Source organism: Salipiger thiooxidans, from assembly GCF_900102075.1.
GTDB classification, from domain to species: domain Bacteria; phylum Pseudomonadota; class Alphaproteobacteria; order Rhodobacterales; family Rhodobacteraceae; genus Salipiger; species Salipiger thiooxidans.
The window spans coordinates 139,643-163,410 of the sequence record NZ_FNAV01000015.1; the positions used below are offsets into that span (position 1 = coordinate 139,643).

A 23,768-nucleotide genomic window follows, 5' to 3' on the forward strand; every position below is an offset into this window, starting at 1 on the left:
CATGCAAAAGGACCAGGGGCCCGACGCCGTCTTTGCCGCCAAGCTGGCCGAGGGCGTCTTTGAGATTCAGAAATGCGGTAGCTGCGGTGCGCATGTCTTTCACCCGCGCGTGATCTGCCCGGCCTGTGGCAGCGCAGACCTTGAATGGATTGCGCCCACGGGGCGGGGAACGATCTACGCGCGGACAATCGTACGCCGAAAACCCGAACGGGGCGGCGATTACAACGTGGTGCTGGTGGATTTGCAAGAAGGCGTGCGCATGATGTCACGCGTTGACGGCATCGCACATGACGAAATTGCCGCCGGGCTGAAAGTGTCCGCGACAATCGGCGAAGGCCCGGACGGCGAACCCGCCGTGGTGTTCCGGCCAGAAGGAGAGGCACGATGAGTTTGCGGGGAAAAGCCGCCATCGTCGGCGCGGCGCTGGCCGGCTGCGGCGAGGCACATGGCAAAAGTTCGATGGAAATCACTGTCGAAGCCGTGCATGGCGCGCTGGCCGATGCCGGGGTGTCGCTTGGCGATGTGGATGCCATTGCCACCTGTCAGCCGCTGGACATGTTGTCGGGGCTGACGCTGGCGCAGGAACTTGGGCTGAACCCCAAGTTCACCATGAACAACCGCATGGGCGGCTCGTCGTTCCTGTCGCACACGCTCTGGGCCGCGATGCTGCTCGAGCTGCGGCTCGCTGACACTGTGCTGATCTGCTACGGGTCGAACCAGCGTACCGCCTCGGGCAAGCTGATGACCGCGCTTGGCCTGCCAACCTATGAGGCCCCCTACAAGCCGCTGTTCCCGCTGTCGTCCTACGCGCTTGCCGCGGACCGTCACATGACCCAGTTCGGCACCACGCGCGAACAGCTGGCCGACGTGGCGGTGGCCGCGCGTGCATGGGCGCAGAAGAACCCCGAGGCGTTCATCCGCGATCCCCTGACGCGCGAGGATGTCATTGCCTCGCGGCTGGTCTCGGATCCGCTGCGGGTGCGCGACTGTTGCCTTGTCACCGATGGTGGCGGCGCGATCGTGATGCGGCGGGCCGAAGCGGCAAAGGACCATCCGAAGCCGCCAGTCTATCTTTTAGGGGGCGGCGAAGGCACGACCCATCGCGACATTTCCGAGATGCCGGACCTGACCGTGACCGGGGCCGCCCAATCGGGCGCGTCCGCGATGGGGATGGCCGGCGTCAAGCCCGCCGACATCGACGTTGTGCAGCTTTACGACGCCTTCACCATCAACGTGATCCTGTTCCTTGAGGATCTGGGCTTTTGCAAGAAAGGCGAAGGTGGTGCCTTTGTTGAAAACGGCGGCATCGCGCCCGGCGGCCATCTGCCGGTCAACACCAACGGCGGCGGGCTGTCCTGCGTGCATCCCGGCATGTACGGCATCTTCACGCTGGTCGAAGCGGTGCGTCAGCTGCGCGGCGAGGCCGGAGACCGCCAGATCGCGGGTGCCGAGCTGGCACTGGCGCACGGCAACGGCGGTGTCCTGTCCAGTCAGGTGACGAATATCCTGGGCACCGAGTCGACGCTCTGATCGAAGGATCGCCCCAAGGCAAAAGCGGCCCCTTCGGAGGGCCGCTTTTCATTTCTGCCTGAGGTGGCTCAGTTCGGATATGTTGCCAGGTCGATCTTGGAATAGATTTCCTGACGCAGAAGATCGGCATAGGGCTGCGGGTTGTCGCGGATCGGTTGCAATGGCGCCACCAGCCCGTGCCATTTCTCGATCAGTTCGCGATAGGTCGCGATCAGCGGCTCGGGGTCTTCGATGCCGCGCTCTTCGCGCGAGATGCGGGCGATTTCTTCAAGATCAGCGGTGCGGAAATCGATCAGATCCTGAAGGAACTCGGGCGAAGGTTCGTGAATCGTCAATCCAAGGCCCGCGGCTTCTTTCAGCACATCCAGATCGTCGGTTTCGTAATTGACCGTCGTCTGCGCCACGGCCTCGGGGATATTCTTGACGAATTGCGTACGTTGCTCGCTCGACAGGGACTGCCAGAACTTCGGGCCAAGGGCAAAGATCGACCCGGAATGATAGGTGCCCAGCGGCAACTCTGTCAGGTGCTTGGCAACTTCGATCAGGCTGTGCCCCTTGAGCGCCCCGACCGGCTGCACCGCGGCGGTGACAACGCCGTGGCTCATCGTATCGTACATCTCGCTCGTTGGCACGTTGACCGGCTCCGCCCCAAGGCGTGTCGACCAGCGGTCCCAGACCGAGCCGCCGGTGCGCAGCTTGACGCCCTGCATGTCCTCGATGTTCACAATCGGCTTGGTCGTCAGCAGAACGTAGGGCGCGGTACTGATCCCGCTGAGCGCCACCATGCCGTTCTTGGCGAATTCGTCCTTGCAGGGCTGACAGTGCAGCATCACGAATTCGCTGGTGGCACCCGCCATCGCATAGTGATCATCGCCCAAGAGCGCCATATCGGCAACAAGCTGGGCATAGGGCATTTCCGAGCGGAAATAGGTCAGCGCCAGCAGGCCCACATCGGCCACACCGTCGCGCAGACCGGAAAGCGTCGGCTTGGCCGCGAGCAGGGCCCCGCCGTTAAACAGCTTGAAATCGAAGGCGTCGGGAAATTCGGCCTCGGTCATTTCCACAAAGGCAGCGTGGCCGCGCGATGTCGCATGATTGGGCGAGGTCCAGTTGCTCACCGTTACCCGTTTTTCGGCCAGGGCGGGCGTGGCCGAGATTGCGGCACCCGTCGCCACTATCGTCAGGATTTTCGTCAGTTTCATGTGGTCTCCTCCTCCTTGTCAAAGTCCCGCTGTTGCGCGGGTTTCGTCACCGCAAGTTCAATTTCCAAGCTCCGGCAGAAACATGATCAGTTCGGGAAAGGCGACCATGACGATCAGGACCACCACATCGGCAGCCAGAAACCACATGACGCCCTTGAAAATCAGCGAAATCGGAACCGCGTCTCCGACAATGCCCTTGATCACGAAGACGTTCAGCCCCACGGGCGGCGTGATAAGCGCCATCTCGACCAGCTTGGTCGCAAGCACGCCCAGCCAGATCAGACTGATATTGTTCGCCTCGTATATCGGCAGCAGGATCGGCAGCGTCAGCAGCAGGATACCCAGCGGATCGAGGATCATACCCAGCAGGCAAAAAAGCACCGCCGTGCCGAAAACCAGCATCACATAGCTGGCCCCCAGATCGATCACCAGATCCGACATCGCTTCGGGGATGCCGCTGATCGCCAGAAACCGGGAAAACAGGTTGGCGCCAACCGCGATGATAAAGATCGCCGCCGTCATTTTTGCGGTGTCCATCAGCGCGATTTTCGAAACTCTCCAGTTCAGGGTGCCGCGCGCCGCCGCGATCACGAAGGACAAGGCCGCGCCGACGGCGCCCGCCTGTGTCGGTGTGAAGATCCCGGTGAACAGGCCGCCAAAAACGCCCAGCACCAGCAAGATCACCGGCCATGTTTCGCTCAGGGCCTCCAGCCTTTCGGACCAGGTCGCTCGTTCGTCGAGCGGCGGCGCAAGCGCGGGATTAAGCCGCGTGCGAACGATGATCACGGCCCAGTACCCCAGCATCGTCAGCACGCCCGGCACGATCGCCGCCAGAAACAGCTTGCTGATCGCGACCTCGGCAAAAATTCCGTAGATGATCAGAAGAATACTCGGCGGAATGAGCGAACCCATGGTGCCGGCCGCGGCCACCACCGCGGTGCTCAGACCGGGATCGTAGTTGCGTTTCAGCATTTCCGGCACCGCGATCCGGCCCATGGCCGCGGCGCAGGCCAGGCTGGAACCCGCCGCCGCCGAAAACAGCGCCGCGCCGCCCACGCTGGCGACCGCCAGCCCCCCCGGCAGAAACGACAGCCAGACCCGCGCGGCCTTGAAGATCCCGCGCGTGATGTCGGTCTGGTAACAGACGTAGCCCATCAACAGGAACATCGGGATCGAACTCAGCGTCCAGTGCGCGGCGAAATCATAGGGCACGGCGGTCAGCAGGCCGAATGCCGCGCCGCTGCCCAGCATGGCCCAGAACCCGAAGAAGGACACGATGCCCAGGGCCACCGCGATCGGAACGCGCAGCAAGACCAGCAGAATGACAGAGACGACGCCGCAAAGGCCGATCTGGAAAAAGCTCACCGTTCCGCTCCTATTCGTACATGTCGTGATTGGGGCCGGCCATGCCAGCGTCGGTGAACGGCCTCTGGATCAACTTGGCCAGCAGAAGCAGCACCATCAGCCCCGCGCCGATCGGCAGAAAGAACCGACCGGGCCAGACGGTCACCGCCGCCATGCCCATCGATTGCTCTCCGATGAGGTATTTCTCGACAGCGTCGATCGAGGTCTGCCACGTGAGCAGCCCGTAGAACACCGCAGAGAGCGCCAGAGCCAGCATGTCGAGAACGGTCCTCGCCCCCGTCGGAAGCAGATCGTGGATCAGGTCGACCTTGATATGTTCGTTGCCATATTCCACGAACGGAAGCGGCAGAAAGACCAGCCCGACCATGTAATAATAGGACACATAATCCACCGTTCCCGGCAGCGGCTCGGCGATGAACTGGCTCAGGATGACGTCAAGCGTGACGTGGACCATCATCAGGGTCGCCAGAGCGGTGGCGGCATAGGTAATGATCCGCGACACCCAGCCGAGACGGACAATTACGGATTCCATCGCTGTATCTCCCCTGTCATGGTAAGGTCTCGGTCCGCATGGCTATGCCCCTCGAAATACCGGTTGTCTCTTGCTCAGAAAGGCGTCGATGCCTTCGGCGTGATCCGCGCTCTTGATGATTTGGCCCTGGATGATGGCCTCGGTTTCCAGAAAGCTTTCAAGCGAGGGTTGCAGCGCGGCGCGCATCAACCGCTTGGCCCCGGCCAGCGCAAAGGTCGGCCCCGCAGCCAGGTCCGCCGCATATTCTGTGGCGGCGTCATCGAGCGCGACGTCGGGATGCACCTGGCTGGCCAGCCCCAGGCTCAGCGCTTCTGGCGCCGGCACCAGCCGGGCCGAGAAAGCAAGGTCCGTCGCCCGCTGCCGTCCGATCAGGTTCTGAAGAAAGAACGCCGCGCCGCCATCCGGGGCCAGGCCGATCTTGCGAAAGACCTGACCAAGTTTCGCTGTCTCGGAAAGCAGCAGCACGTCGCAGGCCAGCGCCATGCTCAGCCCGATCCCCACCGCCGGACCGCGCACCGCCGCCACCACCGGCTTTTCACAGTTGTATATGGACAGGATCATCTGGTGCGCCCGGTGCAGACGCGCACGGTCGCCCCAGACATCGTCCTTGCCCATGGTGGAAATATCCGCGCCAGCACAAAAGGCACGGCCCTCGGCTCTCAGCAGCACCGCCCGAACCTCGGGGTCGGTGTGCATCTGGCGGAAGCTCTCCATCAGCTCGACCCGCATTTCAAGGGTCAGCGCGTTCAGCTTGTCCGGCCGATTCAACGATACAACGGCCAGACCGCCCTTGCGTTCAACTGTGATTTCACTTGCCATGACCGCCCCTCCCCAAGGCGAAAATCTGTCAATCGGCAAACAGCGCCCTTGCGATCCCGTTCTTGTGGATCTGGGTCGTGCCCCCGGTGATTGTCAGCATCCGCACGTCGCGCACCATCCGCTCCAGCGGCAGCGAGCCGAAATAGCCGTAGCCGCCGAACATCTGCATGGCGTCGTGGGTCACGCGCTGCGCCATCTCGGTGGCCTGAACCTTGGCGATCGAAGACAGCGTCGGATCGGGCTGGCCCCGGTCGATCAGCGACAGCGCGGTGTAGCAAAGCGCCCGGGCGGCCTCGATCTGCACCTTCATGTCCGACATCATCCATTGCAGGCCCTGCATGTCCGACAGCGCCTTGCCGAACTGGCGGCGGGTTTTCATGTAATCGCAGGCAAGGTCGAACGCGCCTTCGGCCACACCAAGCGCCAGAACCCCCATGCCGACGCGGGTGCCGTTATACACGCCCAGCGGGCGGACAAAGCCGCTGGAATTTCCGGCCAGACCTTCGGTCACGATATTTTCCGCCGGCACCCGCACATCGTCAAAATGGATCTCGCATTCGTTGCAGCCGCGCGCGCCCATCTTCTGTTCGAGGATGTGCACCGTGACGCCGGGGCTGTCACGTTCCACCAGAACCGTGCCGATGCCGCGCGCGCCCTTGCTGTCGCAGAACCGCGCATAGACCAGAAGGTAATCGGCCCGGTCGCCGAAGGTGGTGAAGATCTTGCCGCCGTTCAGCACAAAGCCGTTGCCGTCCTGTCGCAGTGAGGTCGTCACTGCCGTGGCGTCCGACCCCGCCTCGGGTTCGGTCCAGGAAATCGCGCATTCGATCTCGCCCGCCGCGAAGCGCGGCAGAAAGGCGCGCTTGAGCGCGTCGCTGCCGCAGGTGGCGATGATCCGGGGCGAGACGTTCTGATCGTGGACGATCAGCGCGGTGTTGAAATCCACCTTCGCCAGTTCCTCGACCACCAGATAGCAATCCACGAGCGAAACGCCGCCGCCGCCATATTCCTCGGGGATGGTCATACCCAGATAGCCAAGTTCGCTCAGGCGATGGTGGTTTTCGTCGGGGTAGATGCCCTCGCGGTCCCAGCGCGCGGCGCGGTCGCGGAATTCCCCCAGCGCCAGCTTGCGCGCCGCGTCTTTCAGCGCGATCTGTTCCTCGTTCAGCAATGAGGGATGCATGTGCCCTACCCTCCCCGCCGCTGGTTGAAGCTGTGGCCATAGACCATGGCGGCGATCGTGTTGCGCAGGATCTCGACCGTGCCACCGCCAAGCGCGAAGCCGCGCGCGTCGCGCACCATGCGTTCCAGCGGGTATTCCCGCGTATAGCCATTGTGGCCGTGGATCTGCAGCGCCTCGTTCGTGACCCGTTGCGCCATTTCGTTGGCGTAGAGCTTGGCCATGGTTGCGTCCATCGGATCGGGAAAGCCGTTCGGCGCCGGGTTGGTGGCGGCGCGATAGACCATCAGCCGCGCGGCATGGATCTGCGTCGCCATGTCGGCGATCTTCCATTGCAGGCCCTGGAATTCGTTGATGGGACGGCCGAACTGATGCCGGATCTCGGAATATTCCTTGGCCGCCTCGAAGGCGCCTTGCGCCAGACCCACGCACATCGCCGCATTGCCCACACGCTCGGGCCCGAAACTGCTCATCAACAGCGCAAAGGAGCGCGAGCTTTCCGGATCCCCCTCGACCAGCACATCCTCGGGACCGGCCTTGTAATTTTCAAGGATGATCTCGGCCTCGGTCAGACCCCGGCCCCCCATCTTCAGCGATATGTGGCCGATCCGCGCGCCGGGTTTCTTCAGATCAACGACGAAGGCGCCGATCCCCTTTGCCCCGCTGGCCTTGCCGAAGCGGCAGAAGACCAGCGCGTAATCGGCGATATGCGCCCCGGTGGACCAGCATTTATTGCCATTCAGCACCCAGCCGTCACCATCGTTGGTGGCCGTGGTGCGCAGATCGGTGACCGCGGATCCCGCTTCGGGCTCGCTGATGGCGATGGCGATGAATTTCCTGCCCGCCGCCATGTCCGGCAGAAACCGCTTTTTCTGTTCGTCGTTGCCCAACACGCTGATCGCCCGCGACGGACCGTTCAGGTAAAGCTGCGAGACCAGCGCGGTGTTGAAACACACCCGCGCCATTTCCTCCAGAAAGACGGTGCCCTGCACCACCGGCGCGCCGGAGCCGCCGTATTCCTCGGGGATGAACATGCCCAGATAGCCAAGGTCGGCCAGCTTGTCGCGATTGGCGGCGGGAAATTCCTCTTTCTCGTCCCAATAGGCAGCCTTTGAGGCGAATTCCCGTTCCGCCAGCTTGCGGACCTCGTGGCGAAAATCTTCCAGTTCCGGATCGAGCTTGAACATGTCAGTTTGAATCCTCTGATGGTGTGGAAAGCCCGGCCTGGCGCAATGCGCCCAGAACGCGCGCCGTATCGACACCCGCTGCCGGGGCGGGCCTGGGGGGCACGCGGTCATGACGCGCGAATGTCATCGGCAATCCGGGAACAGGGATCGTACCCAGATCCGGGTGCGGAAGGTCGTGGATCATGCCGCGGGTGCGCATGTCGTCGTCCGAAACCACCTCAGCCAACGTGCGCACCGGGGCGCCCGGCACGCGCGCATCGCTCAACGCCGCGAAAATCTCGGCGCGGGTGTGCCCGGTGGTCCAGTCCGAGACCCAGCCATCGACCTCGGCGCGCCGCGCACAGCGCGCGGGGCCCTCGGCCAATTCGGGATCCTCGGCCAGATCCGGGCGGCCCATCGCGCGGCTCAATTGCTGCCAGTGGCGGTCGTTCAGGCACATGATCGCCACCTGCCCGTCCCGCGCGGGAAACAGATCGTAGGGCGCGACCTTGAGCACCGCCTGACTGTTGCCGGCACGGTCGGCAAACCCGTCAGGAGCCAGCAGGAAGCTGGAGATATTCGACGCCAGCGCGTGATGCGCCACGTCCTGCATCGCGATCTGAACGAAGTCGCCGAGCCCGGTCGTGCCGCGGGCATGCAGCGCCGCCATGATCCCGCCGAACAGGTGGATCCCCCCAAGGAAATCGGTGATCGCCGCACCGCATTTCACTGGCGAGCCATCGGGAAATCCGGTCACCGACATCAGCCCGGTCAGCGCCTGAATGGGAAAATCCATCGCCGGCGCATCGCGGTAGACGGAATCGGCGGCGTAGCCCTTGCCCGATCCCATGACCAGACGCGGATTGCGCGCCGAGAGCGTCTTCCACCCCAGACCGAGCTTTTCCATCGTGCCGGGCCGGGAATTCTCGATCAGCACGTCGGCGGTATCGGCCAGCGCCAGCAGCGCGGACCGCCCTTCGTCCGACTGAAGATCGAGCGTCACGCTTTGCTTGCTCGAATTCAGCATCATTGCCGCCGGGTTTTCGCGCCCGCCCGCGATGCCGCGGATGCCGTCGCCGCCGGGCGGTTCGACCTTGATGACCTCGGCCCCCATAAGCGCGAACATAAGACCGCAATACGGCCCCAGATAAACCTGGCCCAGGTCGATCACCCTGAGACCGGACAGGGGCCCCGCCGCCGTCATGATCCACGAAAGCGCGGCTGGCGCTTTTCCCTGAAGGCGGCGACCGCCTCGCGATGATCCTCGGTCTGCATGATAAAGGCTTCGGCGGTGGCCTCGATCTCAAGATATGTCGCAAGGTCGCAATCCATGCCACGGTTCAGCATCGCCTTGCCCAGCCCGAAAGCACGGGTCGGCCCCTCGGCCAGACGCGTGGCAAGTGCCGCGGCTTCCGCCTCCAGCGCGTCTTCGTCGTAAATCGCATGGACGATTCCCAGATCGCGCGCCTCCTGCGCGCCGATCACCTGGGCGGTCATGAACATGGCCTTGGCGCGCTGCGTCCCGACCACCCGCGCCAGCAGGTACAGCCCGCCCCCATCGGGCACGATCGCAACCCGCGCATAGGCCTGACAGAATCTGGCCGTAGGTGCGGCGAGGATCACGTCGGCCAGAAGCGCGATATTGAACCCCACACCGAACGCAGGCCCGGCAACCGCCGCGATCACCGGCTTTTCCAGATCATAGAGCATCCGTGTGACGCGATGCTGCTGCTTCATGCGGTCGCGCATGGCGATGGGCGTCGAGCTGGCAAAGGTGTTGATGTCACCGCCCGCGCAGAACGCGCCCCCGGTTCCGCTGATCAGCAGCGCGCGGACCCGGTCGTCATCCCGCACTTCCGTGACGATACGCTCCATCTCCTTGCGTGCATCCTGGTCGAGTGCATTCTTTTTCTCGGGAAAGTCGAAGGTCATTCGACCGACCCCCCCCGAGCGGCTATAGAGCAATGGCACCGCTTCTTCCTCCCGAATGAGTCGGCTTCTGTCACGCTAAGGGTGCGCTGGCTCGGCGCACATATGCTGGCGTCGAAAAACAGACTCATGTGAAATTCGCGGCGCAGGCTTTTCCCGTTGTGATCTTCCGGCAGGGATGTTTCGCTCTGAATGTCTGTCTGCCATACACTTCGGTGAGGCCCCAGATTCGCCGAACCTAATAGAAACAATGAAGAAATTTGGCCATGTACTCCGACTCCCCTCTGGGCCGCCTGCGCCTGCCTGTGATCTGTTCTCCGATGTTTCTGGTGTCTGGCCCGGATCTGGTCATCGCCCAGTGCAAGGCCGGCGTGATCGGCAGCTTTCCGGCACTGAACGCGCGCGAGGCCGAGGGCGAACCACCCCTGCTGGACGCCTGGCTCAAGCGCATCACCGAAGAGCTCGACGCGCATAACCAGGCCAACCCCGACCGGCCCGCCGCGCCCTTCGCCGTCAATCAGATCGTGCACCGCTCGAATGACCGGGTCGAACGCGATATCGAGATCTGTGCCCGCTGGAAGGTGCCGGTCTGGATCACCTCGATGGGCGCGCGGGAAGACGTAAACCAGGCGGCACATGGCTGCGGCGGCGTTGTGTTGCACGACGTGATCAACAACCGCTACGCCAGAAAGGCCATCGACAAAGGTGCAGACGGGCTGATCGCGGTCTGCGCCGGTGCTGGGGGCCACGCGGGCGCGCTGTCGCCCTTTGCGCTGGTGCAGGAAATCCGCGAATGGTTCGACGGTCCGCTGGCGCTGTCGGGTTCCATCGCCACCGGAAGCTCCATTCTGGGCGCGCAGGCCATAGGTGCCGACTTCGGCTATATCGGATCGCCCTTCATCGCGACGACCGAGGCCGCCGCGTCGGAGGGCTACAAGCAGATGATCGTCGACAGCGGGGCCGATGATATTGTTTACACCAGCCATTTCAGCGGCGTGAACGCCAATTATCTCAAACCGTCTGTCCGTGCGGTTGGGCTTGACCCGGACAACCTGTCCGGCGACGGGAACAAGTTGGATCTGGCCACCGGCGACATCCGTCCGAAGGCCTGGCGCGACATCTGGGGCAGCGGCCAAGGGATCGGCGCCGTGCACGCGGTGACGACGACAGCGGCGTATGTTGACCGTCTCGACAGGGAATACCATGCTGCGAAGACGGCGCTGTGCGCCTGACGACGCACAAGGGCGGCAGGTTGCCCCGCCGCCCTTCGCTGTTGCAACCGCCGACTTCGGACGGTTCAGAAGGTCTCAGTTGTCTTTCTGATTGACGATCAAGTCCGCGTTTTCCGGCAACCCCGCGACGACCGTCACCGCGTCGGCCCGAATTCTCGAATGCAGCTTGAAAGCCTCGGCTCCGGCAGCCTGAGCCTCGGCCGCGTCGGCGCCATCCTCCAACACAAGAGAAACGCGGATCATGTCGCGGTCGTTTTCCCGCGTCACCACGGCCTGCGCGGCCTTTGCCCCCGGCGTGGCGATGACGACTTCCTCGATCACGCGCGGATAGACGAAAATCTCGCGCACCTTGACCGCCGCCCCGACCCGGCCCTGCAAGGCGGACAGGCGGCTGACGCTGCCATCCTCGTTGCTTTCCAGCGCGAATGCGCTGTCGCCGGTGCCGAACCGGATCATCGGCCAGGTCGCGTCGCGGGCGGTGACGACAACCTCGCCCGGTTCGCCCTGGTCGACCGGCGCGCCGCTGACCGGATCGCAGATCTGCACCACGCGGTCGGGATGGACCACATAGCCTTCGCCGCCATCCTCATAGCCGACAAGGCCCAGATCGGCGGTGGCATAGGCGGCCCAGGTCGATACACCGTAGTCCGCCTCGATCCGGCGGCGTTTGGCCATCCAGTCGCCCATCTCGCCGCCCAGGAAGGCGGTCTTTACCTTCCACGCGTCGCGGCCATAGGTTTCGATCACCTTGTCCGCGAGTGTCAGGAAGAAGGCGGTCGAGGCGCAGATCGAGGTCACACCGGTTTCCACGACGATCTGTGCCTGAAGTTCGGTATTGCCCACGCCGCCGGGAATGACCGTCGCGCCGGCGGCCTGTGCCGCCTCGTCGAACAGCAGGCCCGCCGGCACAAGGTGATACATCCAGGTGTTGAGGATGATGTCCCCCGCACCCACTGCCGCTGCCTTGAACAGTAGGTCCAGCCCGTGCCCGCCAGCGCCCGGAAGCGCCGGTTCGAAGATCGGGCCGGGCGAGACGTAGATCCGGCCGACATTCTTCAGATCGGAGGCGAGGAAACCGCCGAAGGGCGGATTGTCGCGCTGGATCTTCAGAAGCTCTTCTTTTTTCATCACCGGCAGACGCGACAAATCCGCCAATGAGGTCACGGCCGCCGGATTGAATCCGGCAGCCGCAAATCGTGATTTCAGACCCGGGGCCTTTTCCGCCGCGGCGGCATAGGCTTGAGCGATGTCTCTGTAGATGTCTTCAGACATGTTCATGCCTCTTTGTCCAATCCGGATTTACAGCGGGCAGTCCTTGCGGAAGTTCGGCGCGCGCTTTTCGCGGTGCGACAGCACACCTTCCTTGACGTCCTCGCTCATGAAGCCAAGCATTTCCAGTGCGGTCGAGGCATCGAAGATCGGACCGGCCTGGCGCAGCCAGTTGTTCAACGAATACTTGGTCCAGCGGATCGCGCTTTGCGAGCCGTTGGCCAGCTCGACAGCGGTATCCAGGGCGATCTGCTGCAGCTCGTCATCCTCGACACACATCGACACAAGACCGATGCGCTCGGCCTCTTCGCCGGACACCGGCTTGCAGGTCATCAGGTAGTATTTCGCCTTGGCCATCGAGGTCAGCAGCGGCCAGATGATCGCCGCGACGTCGCCGGCGGCGACACCCAGACGCGGGTGACCATCGACGATCTTGGCCCTTTTACCGGCGATCGAGATGTCCGCAAGGATCGCCACGACCAGGCCAGCGCCCGCAGCGGGGCCGTTGATCGCCGAAATGATCGGCTTGTTGCAGTTGATGATGTTGTAGACGAGATCCTTGGCCTCTTTCCACGTCTTCATGATCTCGTGCGAGTTGCCCATCATGTTTTCGATCAGGCTGAAATCACCACCTGCCGAGAACGCCTTGCCCGCACCGGTCACGATCACCGAGTTGATGTCGGGGTCGCGGTCGATGTCGATCCACATATCCGTCATTTGGGTATGGGTTTCCGCATCGACGGAATTCAACGTCTCGGGCCGGTCGAAGGTGATGCGCAGAACGCGATCCGCCGGATAGTCGAATTTCAACTTGTCGTATTTTGCATAACGGTCAGACATACTTCGTTTCCCTTTTTGGTGCCTATATTGGTTCAACCAGGCAGTCCGAGGACGGCCTTGGACAGGATGTTGCGCTGGATCTCGTTCGATCCGCCGTAGATCGTTCCCGGCCGGGCTTTGTAGAAACTCGACAGGACATCCACGCCAACGTTGCCGACCTGTAGCGGACCGATCGTTCCGCCATCGGGACCCGCAGCCTCGATCATCAGTTCGGTGATGCGCTGAAAGCACTCGGTCACCCAGATCTTGAGCATCGAGACATCGGCGCCCAGCGTCTCGCCGCGCTTGAGCTGGTCGGCAAAGCGCGCGTAAAGCGCGGCATGGTCCTCGACGTCAAGCGCGGCCTGCGCGAAACGGTCGCGAAACACAGGATCGTCGAACGCGCCGCGCCCGCGGGCAAAGCTTTCCAGCTGTCCCAGAGCGTTCTGCGCCAGACTTGGCGAGCCGATGAAGATGCGCTCGAAGCTCAAGAGCGCCTTTGCCATCGTCCAGCCCTTGTTCAGCTCGCCGACAAGGTTTTCCCGAGGCGTGCGGGCGTTGTCGAAAAACACCTCGCAAAATTCGGTCTCACCCGAAAGAGTGGTGATCGTGCGCACCTCGACACCGGACTGATCCATCGGTGCAAGAAGGAAACTGATGCCCTGCTGTTTCTTCGGCGCATCGGGATCGGTGCGCACCAGCATGAAGATGTGCGTGGCATCATGCGCCATCGTCGTCCAGATCTTCTGGCCGTTGATGACGAAGTCGTCGCCGTCAATTTCCGCGCGTGTGCGCAGATTGGCAAGATCAGACCCGGCGCCCGGCTCGGAATAGCCCTGGCACCAGATGTCTTCGCAGCTCAGGATACGCGGCAGCCAATAGTCTTTCTGTTCCTGTGTGCCGAACTTGATGATCAGCGGGCCGACCATCTGCACGCCCATGTCGCGCCCGCGGTTCACGCCCCAGCGTTGCTGTTCTTCGTAGAAGATCAGCAATTTCGCCGCATTCAACCCCATGCCGCCGTATTCCGCGGGCCAGGCCGGAGCGACCCAGCCTTTCGCGTGCAGCTTGCGGTGCCAGTGCGCGATCTCGGCGAATTTCGGGCGGTGCGGCAGGTTGCGCAGCTCTTCGGGATATTCCGCTTCGAAGAACCCGCGCACCTCTTTGCGGAAATCCGCATCGCTCATTGCGTTCCAGTCGGTCATCATGCGGCTCCCTCCGCTTCGCGCGCCATGAACCAAAGTCGCCTGTGATAGGCGTCGTCGCCCAGCCAAGCGGACAGAACCAGCGCTCGGTTCAGATAAAGCCCGATGTCGAACTCGTCGGTATAACCGACGGCCCCGTGCAGCTGGATGGCGTCGCGCGTGATCTTCTTGGCGGCGGTGACCGCGCGAGCCTTGGCCCGGCTGGCAAGCCGCGCCCGGACTTTTGGATCGGCTTCGCCATCCATCAGCCCCAGAGCTTCGCGCACGCCGGACTGTGCGACCTCGCACATCACGTTCAGATCGACGGCACGGTGCTGGATGACCTGGAACGACCCGATAGGCTTGTCGAACTGCTCGCGGGTCTTGATATACTCCAGCGTGATCTCGAAGGCGCGCGCGCTCAGGCCGACAAGTTCAGCGGCGGCAAGCGCCGTTGTATCGCTGACCGCGTCGGCGAGCGCGTCCTGAACCGTGTCGCCGCTGGCCAGTCGCTCGGCCGGGGTGCCCGAGAACGAAAGCTCTCCCATGGCGCTGCCATCGGCCTGCCTGCGCGCTTCAACGGACAGCCCGTCCGCACCGGCCTGTGCCAGCACAAGAACCGGGCCGGCATCCCCCTGGGCCACCACCAGGAAACCCTGCGCGCCGGACGCGCCAACAACCCAGGCCTTGCCGCCGGTCAGTTTTCCGTCGGCGTAACGACAGCTTGCCTCGGCGGGGCCGCCGTTCGGTCCGCGCTCTTGCCAGGCGACGGCCAGAACGGTTTCGCCGCCGACAAGCTGTTCCAATTTGGCGTGATCCGGGCAGAGCCGGCGAAGAAGGCCAAGGCTCAGTCCGACTGTCACCACCACCGGTTCCGGGGCGATCACCCGGCCGACCTCCTCGGCGATGACGCCCCCGGCAGCCAGACCCATGCCAAGCCCGCCGTTTTCCTCTGGCACGGTCACGCCGAAAACGCCGGCCTCGGCCAGTTCGTGGATCATGTCCGCGTCCCAGCCGCCACCGGAATCACGCAGTTTTCTGGATCTTCCGCTACCGCCCGCGCGCTCAAACAAGGTGCGCGCGCTTTCGCGCAGCAAGCGAAGGTCTTCCTGGTCGCTGGTAGGCAATTCAGTCTGTGTCATGTTGTTTTCGCTGGATCATAACGGGGGTGTCGGTTGTAAAAACGACCTCGCCCTGGGGGTTTTTGGCGCTGAGCGTATAGTGCAAAACGCCTCTGTCGGGCTTACTTTTCGACGGTGTGACCGTGTTGACCTTCAATTCGATATCGAGGGTTTCGTTCGGGCGCACGGGCCGCAGCCAACGCAGATTGTCAAAGCCCATGCCGCCGATATTGGCGGTCTTGACCATCATTTCCGTCATGACCGGCTTGAACACTTCAAGCATCGTCTGAAAGCCCGACGCGATCAGGCTGCCGTGTATGCCGGTGGCATAGTCCTCGTCGGTGTGCAGCCTTTGCGGGTCCCATTCCTGGGCGAATGCCTTGATAGAGTCCGAGCTCATCGGGTCGCTGCGGAAGCGAAAAACCTGGCCCGGCGCGAAATCGTCCAGATACTTCAAGACGCGCCCTCCTTGGAGAACCCGGCATCGTACCCGCTCGAATCTTTCGAAATTCGCACGCGGTTGAACTCTTCCAGTTTCGGGTAGGTTTCCCGGAAGGCCGCGAGGAACTCCGTGATCGGCGCATCGACATAGAGCCCGCGGTCATTCACATATTCCATGTGCCGCTGGTTCTGTTCGTCGAACTCGTGGAAGAGAGCGTCGTGATGCCCGTCAAAGACCAGCGGCTTGACCCCGAATCTTTCACACAGCTCCATGTTGAACGCGGGCGTGACCTTGTAGGCCTCGCCGTCGAGCCACAACTGGACGTAGCCGTGATAGATGAACAGGTCGCTGTCCATCAGCTCTTGCAGCTTGGGCGTATTCAGGTGGTTGCGCACATCCGCAAACCCTAGCGCGGCAGGGATACCGACAGCCCGCAGACAGGCCGCGAGAAGGATTGCCTTGGGCACGCAAAACGCCGCTTCTGCCCCGGCAATCCGGCCGGCCCGATACGACTCTTCATCCAGCGCGAAGCAATAAGGATCGTAACGGATATCGTCACGAACCGCTTCGAACAGACGAATCGCCTTGTCACGGCTGGATGCATCCGCAGGAAGATCACGCAACGCCCTGGTCACGAAACCCTGCACTTCAGGGTTGTCGCTTTCGACAAAATGCGACGGCATGACATAGCGATCTGCTTCTGCCGACAGGTCATCTTTCGACTGAGTCATTGTATCCCTGTGTCCCCCCGTTTTCTAACGATTGTTAGAATAAGGGCTAAAAATCTGCCCGTCAACGGGTTTCATTCTGTCTTTCGCGGATCCACGCCAAAGCGGGCATTGTCCTCTCCGAGAGTCGCCGCGCGTCCGACCGACCCCGCGCCAGTGCGAAACTGTGGCGCGATCGGCAGCGGCAGGGCTGGCACCTCCCGACCGGAAATGTCCAACTTTCGCTCGAACACACCCCGCGCGGTGAAATGCGGATCGGCTGCGGATTCGGCGGGTGTTTTCACCACCGAACAGCAACAATCCGCCGCCATCAGCAGCGGCCCCCAATGCGTTGACGGCTGGCGCCCCAGACGGCGCGCGACCTCTGCGGCACAGGCAACGGGATCGACCCAGTCGTCGCGAAGATCCTGCGGCTGACCAATGACATCACAGAAGGCCTGCCAGAATTTCTCTTCCAGCGCGCCGACCGCGATCTGCCGGCCATCCGCAGCCGAATAAAGCCGATAGCGCGCAAGGCGACCGGTCAGACGGCTGTCGGCGCTGGCAATTTCCTGCCCGGCGATCACGCCTTCCGCATGCGCCCAATAGGCAAAGGCAAATGCGCCCTCGGACATGGCGATATCGAGATGAACCCCCTGTCCGGTCTTTTGCCGCGCCATCAGGGCAAGCAGAATATTGACGACCGCCGGATAGGTGCCGCCCCCGATATCGGCCATCAGCCCGAACGGCATCGTCGGCCGGTCATCCGGCCCGCGGCTCAACGACAGAACCCCCGCATCGCCCACATAGTTGAGATCATGCCCCGCCGCCGTGGCCTTTGGCCCGGTCTGCCCGTAGCCGGTGATCGAACAATAGACGATTTGCGGATTGATCGTGCGCACCGCCTCGTATCCCAGCCCGAGCCGCTCCATCACGCCGGGGCGGAACTGCTCGACCAGAACATCGGCCTTTTCAAGCAAGGGACGCAGCGCATCGAGCGCGTCGTTCGATTTCAAATCGATGGCCACAGATCGCTTGCCGTGGTTCAGCACGGCAAACCCGATGCTTTCACCGTCGATCTTGGGATCCGTATGGCGCGCGTCCTCGCCTGTTACGGGTCGTTCGAACTTGACCACCTCGGCCCCGGCCTCGGACAGCATGAGCGTTGCCATCGGGCCGGGAAGAAGGGTGCTGAAATCCAGCACCAGTATGTCCTTGAGCGGTTGGGTCATCGCCGTTACCTCATGCGAAGCGCGCAGCGCCGTTGTTCAACACCAGGACATCGCGTGCCGGGATCGACGCGCGGAACCGGGCCTCGCCGCCCTCTTCCCAGATTTCGAACCGTACCGTTTCGCCGGGATAGACCGGCGCGGAGAACCGCACGTCCAGCCCGACAAGCCGGGCGGAGTCGTAATCCAGCACCGACTTGAGGATCGCGCGGGCAGCCAGACCATAGGTCGCCAGACCGTGCAGGATCGGCCGGTCGAATCCGACCGAGCGCGCAACATCGGGGTCGGCATGAAGCGGGTTCATGTCGCCGCTGAGCCGGTAGATCAGCGCCTGGCGCGGAAGCGTTTCGATATCACATATGTGATCGGGATCCCGGTCCGGCAGCATCGCCGGCTTCGGACCCGGCCGGTTCTCGCCGCCGAAACCGCCATCGCCCCGGCAAAAGGCCGACATCGCGACCCGCGCCAGCTTGTCACCGGTGTCTGCGTCGATGATGTCACGGCTTTGATAGATGACCGCGCCCTTGCCCTCGCCCTTGTCCGAGATGAAGTCGATCTTGCTGCGGCCGATGATATTGGCGTTCACGGGCAGCGGCTTGTAGATATCCAGCCACTGTTCGCCGTGCAGCACTTTCTGCCAGTTCACTCCGGTCCTGGGGTTGCGCAGCCAGAAGCCGGGATACCCCATGGTGACGGCCATCGAGGGAACAGCCTTCAGACCGTCCTCATAAACAAAGGCGAGTTCCTTCTTGTCGGTCGGATCCTCGCCGAACCCCAGCCCCAGCGCATACAGAATGGTATCCCGCTGGGTCAGAGTTTGCCGGATTTCTTCGAAATCCCAGTCTGAAAGAGCTTCGAAATCCAATGGCATGATCTTTCCTCCCTTGATCGCTGTCAGAGCGTGTTTTGTGACCCCAGAATTGCCGTGACCTGGCTGGACAGCACACCGCCGTTGCCATGCGCCAGCGCCAGATCGACATCGTTCAACTGAATGCCCGGCGCGTCGCCCCGAATCTGGCGCGCGGCCTCGATCACGGTGAAAATGCCATACATGCCGGGGTGTACACAGGACAAACCTCCGCCATTCGTATTTACCGGCAAGACGCCCTCGGGCGCGATACGCCCGCCTTCCACAAACGCCCCGCCCTCGCCCTTTGCACAGAAACCAAGGTCTTCGAGAAACAGAATGGTGTTGATGGTAAAGGCGTCATACAGCTCGACCGCCTGTATATCCCCCGGCGAAACCCCCGCCGCCGCAAAGGCGCGCTGGCCCGATGCGCGCGCCGCGGTCACCGTGAAATCCTTCATCTGCGAAATCTGCCTGTGCGAGCTTTCGGCCGCACTGCCCAGCACATAGACCGGTGGCTTGGGGAAATCCCGCGCACGGTCAGCCCGCACCATCACCACCGCGCCACCGCCATCGGTCACCAGACAGCAGTCACGCACCGTCAACGGATCCCCCACCATGCGCGCGCCCAACACGTCCTCGCGGGTCAGCGGGCCGCGCTCGAACGCTTCGGGGTTGTGCCGCGCCCAGGCCCGGGCAGAAACTGCCACGTCCGCCAGTTGTTCGCGGGTGGTGCCGTATTCGTGCATGTGCCGCGCCGCCGCCATCGCATAGGCAGAGATCGGATAGCGCGGGTTATACGGCGCTTCATAGGCCGGCGGGCGCGACGCCGTTACCAGCTTTCCCGACCCGGTGCGCTGGTTCGAGCCGTAAACGATCAGCGCGACATCACACAGGCCTGCGTCAAGCGCCATCGTCGCGGATGTCAGGTAGTTCACGAAGGATGACCCGCCCGACATGGTGCCGTCGATAAAGCGGGGCTGGATGCCCAGGTATTCGGCAGCCATCAGCGCCGGCATGCTGTCTTCCATCATGGTGCAGAACAGCCCGTCCACGTCCGACAGCTTCAGCCCGGCATCGCCCAGAGCCGCCAGCGCGGATTGCGCCATGACGTCATAGGCCGTCAGGCCGTGCGCCTCGCCGAAACCGGCGTGCCCGGTGCCCACAATCGCGGATTTTCCCCGAAGTTGATCGGTCATGCGTTATCCCTCCGCCGGCTTGAAAAACACGGCCGGGGCCCCGTCGGCCTCGCCCACAAAGGCGGTCACGTCCATGCCAATGACAACCTCGCCGGGGGCGATTCCGTCGACGCGGCTCATCATCCGAACGCCTTCCTCCAGCTCGACCATGCACACGTTGTAGTCGCCGCCGCGCTCGGGCTTCTGGCGCACGACGGTGGTGGTGTGGACCTTGCCCTTGCGGCTGGCGGGTTTCCACGAGATCGCGGTGCCATGGCAATGCGGGCACAGGACCCTGGGAAAGAAATGAAAGGCTCCGCAGTCATCGCACCTGGGAAGCACGATATCGTTCTTGGCGAGCGCGGTCCTGAAAATCTGGTCTGGCCCTGTGGTGTTCGACACTTGCGGTCTCCTTCCGATGACGGGGTGATCGGTTTTGCGGCAAAGCGCATTGATCCTAATTCTAACATATGTTAGATTTTGTCAAGCCCTTAGGATGATCCGCGAGAAACCCATGTCAGACACGAACCCAGCTCCTCTTTCCGGCAAACTTGTTGTTGCGCTCGAACAGGCCGTTGCTGCGCCTTTCTGCTCATCGCGGCTGGCCGACGCCGGAGCGCGCGTGATCAAGGTCGAGCGCAAGGGCGCCGGCGATTTCGCCCGCGCCTACGATACCGCCGCAAACGGCGAGAGTGCCTATTTCACCTGGCTGAACCGGGGCAAGGAATCCGTCGCGCTGGATATTAAGGCCGCAGACGACCGGGAGATCCTGTTGAAGATTCTGGAAAGCGCGGATGTGTTCATCCAGAATTTGCTGCCCGGCGCGCTGAAAAAGCTGGGGCTGGATTCCGCCTCCCTGCGGGAAAAATTTCCGCGCCTCGTGACCTGCGACATCACCGGATACGGCGAAGACGGCCCGATGCGAAACGCCAAGGCCTATGACCTTTTGGTGCAGTGTGAAAGTGGCCTCGCCTCGGTGACCGGCACGCCCGATGCGCCGGGCCGGGTTGGCGTTTCGGTCTGCGATATTGCCACCGGCATGACCGCCCATGCCGGGATCTGCGAAGCCTTGGTCGCGCGCGACCGCACCGGCACCGGCAGCGGCGTTTCGGTCGCGATGTTCGACGTGATGGCAGACTGGATGGCGGTTCCCCTTCTCTTTCACGACTACGCGGGCTTGCCCACACCCAGGACCGGACTTGGACATTCGGTCATATGCCCCTACGGCGCGTTTCGCTGCCGGGGCGGCGACCAGGTTGTCATATCGGTCCAGAACAGCCGCGAATGGGATCGGTTCTGCGCGCAAATTCTAGGAGACCCGGCGCTGGCCACCGACCCGCGCTTTCATGACAATTCCGCCAGAATTAACAACAAATCCGCGCTGGAAACGCTTATTGCAACTGCGTTCGGGGCGCATGACCGTGCCGAACTGCTGAACTTGCTGGACGGTGCCGGAATTGCCTCGGCGGCGGTGAACGATGTGGCCGCGTTGTCAGATCACCCTCAACTCGACCGTTCGACCATCGAGACCCCTTCCGGACCGATCAGTGTCGCGATGCCTCCGATTCGGCGCAGCAACATTGAGACCGCTCTTGGCCTCTCTCCTGCGTTCGATGCGGATGGCGCTGCCATTCGCGCCGAGTTCGGCTTGCGGTCATAGATCTCGAAATCGACATAGATCTCGAAATCGACCCGGACGCCCGCAGCCGAACCATCGACCCGCGCATGGCGTGGTGGCACCGCTCGCCGTAACGCGAATGGCGCAGGAATGCGCTCGTGCCGATGAAAAAGGCCGACAGCCCGCATATTGTCCGATCTGCCAGCAGACCGAGCGTAAGCATCCGGCGTAGGCTGCGGTCATGTAGCGAGTTGGCGCTGCGATGTCTGCCGATTCCATGGCAGAAGGTCCGGCACCCGTGAAGCCGTTGTGTTGGGGAGCTTGTCGCGGACGTCGGCGCGCCAAGCTTGCGGGGCGATGTCGTTCATCTTGGCCGTGACGATCAGGGAATACATGAAGGCGGCACGGTCGCCTCCACGCTCGGAGCCGGCGAAGAGCCAGGATTTCCGCCCCAAGGCAATGCCGCGCAGCGCGCGCTCGGCCGCGTTGTTTGTCAGGCGGACGCGCCCATCCTCAAGGAACAACGTGAAGGCGTTCCACCGGTCCTTCTTGAACATGTCGCTGATGGCCCTGGCGACGGGGTTGAGCTTCGACATGGTGCCCTGTTCGGCCCGCATCCAGTCGTGCAGGTCCTCGACCAGGGGGCGGACCAGCCGGTGCCGGGCGTCGAGCCGACTGGCGATGTCCAGACCGTTGATCTGGCGTTCGATGTCAGGGATGGCGTCGATCTTCTTCACGGCTTCCAGCGCGACAGGCGATATGTCGTGCGCGGGCTTCTTCTGGCGGGCATTCTGCTTGATGTCGGCGAGCTCGAAGAGCTTCCGTCGGGCATGGCTCCAGCGCAAGGCACTCTGAACCGGACCTGGGTCACGATCACCGCGATAGAGGTCGTTGTCGCCGCCATAGGCGGCAGTGGTTTGCTTGCAAACCATGGAGAGGGGGCCTGGAGAACGCCCTGCCACCCCGCAAGATGCCGGTTCGGATGCGCCATCCCCCTGTCGCGCGAGAAGGGGAGTGCGCCCATTTCCGCCATTGGTCCGAGGACAATGGGCGAACGCGGCCTGTGGCGCGCCACCGCCAAAGGGCTGGTCGTCGCGGACATAGCGCGCTGTCTGCGTCCCTCCCTTCGCGAGGAGGGGGACAGTTGTGTCGTCCATTGCCCGGCAGGCGCATGCAAAGCATGCTGCCGAGAGGGGCCGTGCAGGCGCTCGGCCGCCAGAACATGGGTCCGGATCAGGGCGTGGATCGGTGCCAGAGCTGCGGTGCAGGCCCCGACCCGGTCGGCCAGCGTCGAGAGGCTGAGGTCGATACCCTCCTTGGCGTAGCGCTCGGCCTGCCGGTTCAGCGGCTGGTGCTGACCGAACGTCTCGAACAGGAGTGAGCCATTGTGTCGCCATGTGTTCGAGACCAATGGCGAACGCCGGCAGGGTCGGCCCAGCCTCGGGGCGTGGGATGGAAGGGCGCTGGCGGCTGGCTGATCTTCTCGCAGGCCCGGCACGTGAACGTCTCGCGAACGGTCTGCACCTTCCACTGCCGGGGGATGACCGCGAGCGTCTCGGTGATGTCCTCGCCCATCTTCACGATGCGGTCCGACCCACAGCAAGAGCAGGCCGAGGGCGCGTCGATCACCACGCGCTCGCGCGGCAAATGCTCCGGGAATGGCTTGCGCGCCGGGCGGCGGCGCTCGAACCCGGCGACCGCCGTGGTCTTCGCCTTCCCGGCGGCGATCTCGTCCTCGGTGGCGGCGGCCTCGAGGTCCTCGAGCCGCATCTCCGGCTGGTCGATCAGGCGGGCACGGCGTTCGACGCTGTGGCGTTCGGCGCTGGGGCCGGAGTGGTCGCGCCGGAGTTTGGCGATCTCCAGCTTGAGGTGCTCGATCATGGCCTCGGAGGTCGAGACCACCGCCCGGGCCTGCGCCAGCTCGCTCTCGGCGGCCTCGGCACGGGCTTCCGACGCCACCAGGGCAGCGCGCAGTCGGGCCATCTCGGAGGCGGTACCGGACATGCCCGAAGCATACCCCGAGCTGGCGAAACGCCCGACAAAATATGGAGTTTTGCAGGGTTTTGTCCCGCCTTGGTCGGGCGTTGGGTCCAGCGCGGATTGCGCCAGTCCATCCCCTCCAGGAGACAGCCCAGTTGGGCCGCCGAGATCTGAACCGCTTCGCCGCTGCCGCTGCTCGGCCAAATGAACTTCCCGGCCTCCAGCCCCTTGGTGTAGAGCGACATGCCCACGCCGTTGTGCCAGAGCGGCTTGACCAAGTCGCCCTTGCGGCCGCGCAAGCAAAAGATCTCCCCGGCATGTGGATCGCGCCCGAGCCCCTGCTGGACCGACATGCGGCGCGGCATGAACACGCTGGCGCTGACGGTCCCCCCGCCGGCAATCCACACGCGCCCCCCCCC

Annotated in this window: 23 protein-coding genes and 1 pseudogene; 4 read left to right on the forward strand and 20 right to left on the reverse strand. The window is 63.3% G+C overall.

What is annotated here, in order from left to right; all coding sequences use genetic code 11:
* Position 1 precedes the first annotated feature (1 nt).
* Together BLQ77_RS21065 and BLQ77_RS21070 are read left to right on the forward strand one after the other, a co-directional pair.
* Complete coding sequence (locus BLQ77_RS21065) at positions 2 to 388, forward strand: Zn-ribbon domain-containing OB-fold protein (RefSeq protein ID WP_242661808.1); 387 nt, start codon at positions 2 to 4, stop codon at positions 386 to 388.
* Entirely contained in the window at positions 385 to 1,530 is a 1,146-nt protein-coding gene (locus BLQ77_RS21070; RefSeq protein WP_089962695.1) for a thiolase family protein, read from the forward strand. Before BLQ77_RS21065 ends, BLQ77_RS21070 begins: the two co-directional genes overlap by 4 nt.
* A 68-nt stretch (positions 1,531 to 1,598) precedes the next feature.
* Here the strand turns inward: BLQ77_RS21070 and BLQ77_RS21075 are convergent, their stop codons facing one another.
* From BLQ77_RS21075 to BLQ77_RS21110, 8 genes are read right to left on the reverse strand one after another with little or no spacing between them, the layout of a single operon-like run.
* Positions 1,599 to 2,732, reverse strand: a complete 1,134-nt coding sequence (locus BLQ77_RS21075) for a C4-dicarboxylate TRAP transporter substrate-binding protein (RefSeq protein ID WP_009504573.1) — start codon at positions 2,730 to 2,732, stop codon at positions 1,599 to 1,601.
* A 57-nt stretch (positions 2,733 to 2,789) separates the two neighbouring features.
* Complete coding sequence (locus tag BLQ77_RS21080; RefSeq protein ID WP_089962697.1) at positions 2,790 to 4,097, reverse strand: TRAP transporter large permease; 1,308 nt, start codon at positions 4,095 to 4,097, stop codon at positions 2,790 to 2,792.
* A gap of 10 nt (positions 4,098 to 4,107) precedes the next feature.
* Positions 4,108 to 4,629 carry a TRAP transporter small permease subunit gene (locus BLQ77_RS21085; RefSeq protein WP_009504571.1) on the reverse strand — a complete coding sequence of 174 codons (522 nt, stop codon included), beginning with the start codon at positions 4,627 to 4,629 and terminating at the stop codon, positions 4,108 to 4,110.
* A 42-nt stretch (positions 4,630 to 4,671) separates the two neighbouring features.
* Positions 4,672 to 5,448, reverse strand: coding sequence for an enoyl-CoA hydratase/isomerase family protein (locus BLQ77_RS21090; protein ID WP_089962698.1), 777 nt, complete (start codon positions 5,446 to 5,448; stop codon positions 4,672 to 4,674).
* Between the two features lie 28 nt (positions 5,449 to 5,476).
* Positions 5,477 to 6,631, reverse strand: a complete 1,155-nt coding sequence (locus tag BLQ77_RS21095) for an acyl-CoA dehydrogenase family protein (RefSeq protein WP_089962699.1) — start codon at positions 6,629 to 6,631, stop codon at positions 5,477 to 5,479.
* Positions 6,632 to 6,636: 5 nt separating this feature from the next.
* Entirely contained in the window at positions 6,637 to 7,815 is a 1,179-nt protein-coding gene (locus tag BLQ77_RS21100) for an acyl-CoA dehydrogenase family protein (protein WP_089962701.1), read from the reverse strand.
* A 1-nt stretch (position 7,816) separates the two neighbouring features.
* Positions 7,817 to 8,998, reverse strand: a complete 1,182-nt coding sequence (locus tag BLQ77_RS21105) for a CaiB/BaiF CoA transferase family protein (RefSeq protein ID WP_089962703.1) — start codon at positions 8,996 to 8,998, stop codon at positions 7,817 to 7,819.
* Entirely contained in the window at positions 8,995 to 9,726 is a 732-nt protein-coding gene (locus tag BLQ77_RS21110; protein WP_089962705.1) for an enoyl-CoA hydratase/isomerase family protein, read from the reverse strand. Before BLQ77_RS21110 ends, BLQ77_RS21105 begins: the two co-directional genes overlap by 4 nt.
* 263 nt (positions 9,727 to 9,989) lie before the next feature.
* Here BLQ77_RS21110 and BLQ77_RS21115 point away from each other — a divergent pair, with 263 nt between their 5' ends.
* A complete protein-coding gene (locus BLQ77_RS21115) occupies positions 9,990 to 10,955 on the forward strand; it encodes an NAD(P)H-dependent flavin oxidoreductase (RefSeq protein WP_009504565.1) in 966 nt (321 codons plus the stop codon).
* Positions 10,956 to 11,030: 75 nt separating this feature from the next.
* Here the strand turns inward: BLQ77_RS21115 and BLQ77_RS21120 are convergent, their stop codons facing one another.
* The 10 genes from BLQ77_RS21120 to BLQ77_RS21165 all read right to left on the reverse strand — a co-directional run bounded on the left by BLQ77_RS21120 (position 11,031) and on the right by BLQ77_RS21165 (position 20,153).
* On the reverse strand, positions 11,031 to 12,227 hold the full coding sequence (locus BLQ77_RS21120) for a phenylacetate--CoA ligase family protein (RefSeq protein WP_242661810.1): 1,197 nt from the start codon (positions 12,225 to 12,227) through the stop codon (positions 11,031 to 11,033).
* A gap of 27 nt (positions 12,228 to 12,254) precedes the next feature.
* Entirely contained in the window at positions 12,255 to 13,064 is an 810-nt protein-coding gene (locus BLQ77_RS21125) for an enoyl-CoA hydratase/isomerase family protein (RefSeq protein WP_009504563.1), read from the reverse strand.
* A gap of 32 nt (positions 13,065 to 13,096) precedes the next feature.
* Entirely contained in the window at positions 13,097 to 14,248 is a 1,152-nt protein-coding gene (locus tag BLQ77_RS21130) for an acyl-CoA dehydrogenase family protein (protein ID WP_034452460.1), read from the reverse strand.
* Positions 14,248 to 15,369: an acyl-CoA dehydrogenase family protein gene (locus BLQ77_RS21135; RefSeq protein ID WP_089962708.1), complete on the reverse strand. Its 1,122-nt coding sequence runs from the start codon at positions 15,367 to 15,369 to the stop codon at positions 14,248 to 14,250. The genes BLQ77_RS21130 and BLQ77_RS21135 overlap by 1 nt, the downstream gene beginning before the upstream one ends.
* Complete coding sequence (locus tag BLQ77_RS21140; RefSeq protein ID WP_089962709.1) at positions 15,356 to 15,805, reverse strand: MaoC family dehydratase; 450 nt, start codon at positions 15,803 to 15,805, stop codon at positions 15,356 to 15,358. Before BLQ77_RS21140 ends, BLQ77_RS21135 begins: the two co-directional genes overlap by 14 nt.
* Positions 15,802 to 16,521, reverse strand: a complete 720-nt coding sequence (locus BLQ77_RS21145) for a transglutaminase-like domain-containing protein (protein ID WP_009504559.1) — start codon at positions 16,519 to 16,521, stop codon at positions 15,802 to 15,804. The genes BLQ77_RS21140 and BLQ77_RS21145 overlap by 4 nt, the downstream gene beginning before the upstream one ends.
* A gap of 71 nt (positions 16,522 to 16,592) precedes the next feature.
* Positions 16,593 to 17,729 (reverse strand): CaiB/BaiF CoA transferase family protein, encoded by a 1,137-nt coding sequence (locus BLQ77_RS21150; RefSeq protein WP_009504558.1) that lies wholly within the window; start codon positions 17,727 to 17,729, stop codon positions 16,593 to 16,595.
* A gap of 10 nt (positions 17,730 to 17,739) precedes the next feature.
* Entirely contained in the window at positions 17,740 to 18,597 is an 858-nt protein-coding gene (locus tag BLQ77_RS21155) for a MaoC/PaaZ C-terminal domain-containing protein (RefSeq protein ID WP_190323919.1), read from the reverse strand.
* 23 nt (positions 18,598 to 18,620) lie between these two features.
* Complete coding sequence (locus BLQ77_RS21160) at positions 18,621 to 19,772, reverse strand: thiolase family protein (RefSeq protein ID WP_009504556.1); 1,152 nt, start codon at positions 19,770 to 19,772, stop codon at positions 18,621 to 18,623.
* Positions 19,773 to 19,775: 3 nt separating this feature from the next.
* Positions 19,776 to 20,153, reverse strand: coding sequence for a Zn-ribbon domain-containing OB-fold protein (locus tag BLQ77_RS21165; protein ID WP_089962713.1), 378 nt, complete (start codon positions 20,151 to 20,153; stop codon positions 19,776 to 19,778).
* A 112-nt stretch (positions 20,154 to 20,265) separates the two neighbouring features.
* Here BLQ77_RS21165 and BLQ77_RS21170 point away from each other — a divergent pair, with 112 nt between their 5' ends.
* Positions 20,266 to 21,411: a CaiB/BaiF CoA transferase family protein gene (locus tag BLQ77_RS21170; protein ID WP_034452458.1), complete on the forward strand. Its 1,146-nt coding sequence runs from the start codon at positions 20,266 to 20,268 to the stop codon at positions 21,409 to 21,411.
* A 197-nt stretch (positions 21,412 to 21,608) separates the two neighbouring features.
* Here the strand turns inward: BLQ77_RS21170 and tnpC are convergent.
* Positions 21,609 to 23,352 (reverse strand): annotated as a pseudogene (gene tnpC / locus BLQ77_RS21175) (IS66 family transposase).
* The gene (tnpB, locus tag BLQ77_RS29910) at positions 23,247 to 23,714 is read right to left on the reverse strand and encodes an IS66 family insertion sequence element accessory protein TnpB (protein WP_375360212.1); all 468 of its coding nucleotides are present in this window, start codon (positions 23,712 to 23,714) and stop codon (positions 23,247 to 23,249) included. The pseudogene tnpC and the gene tnpB overlap by 106 nt, the downstream one beginning before the upstream one ends.
* Between the last annotated feature and the right edge of the window lie 54 nt (positions 23,715 to 23,768).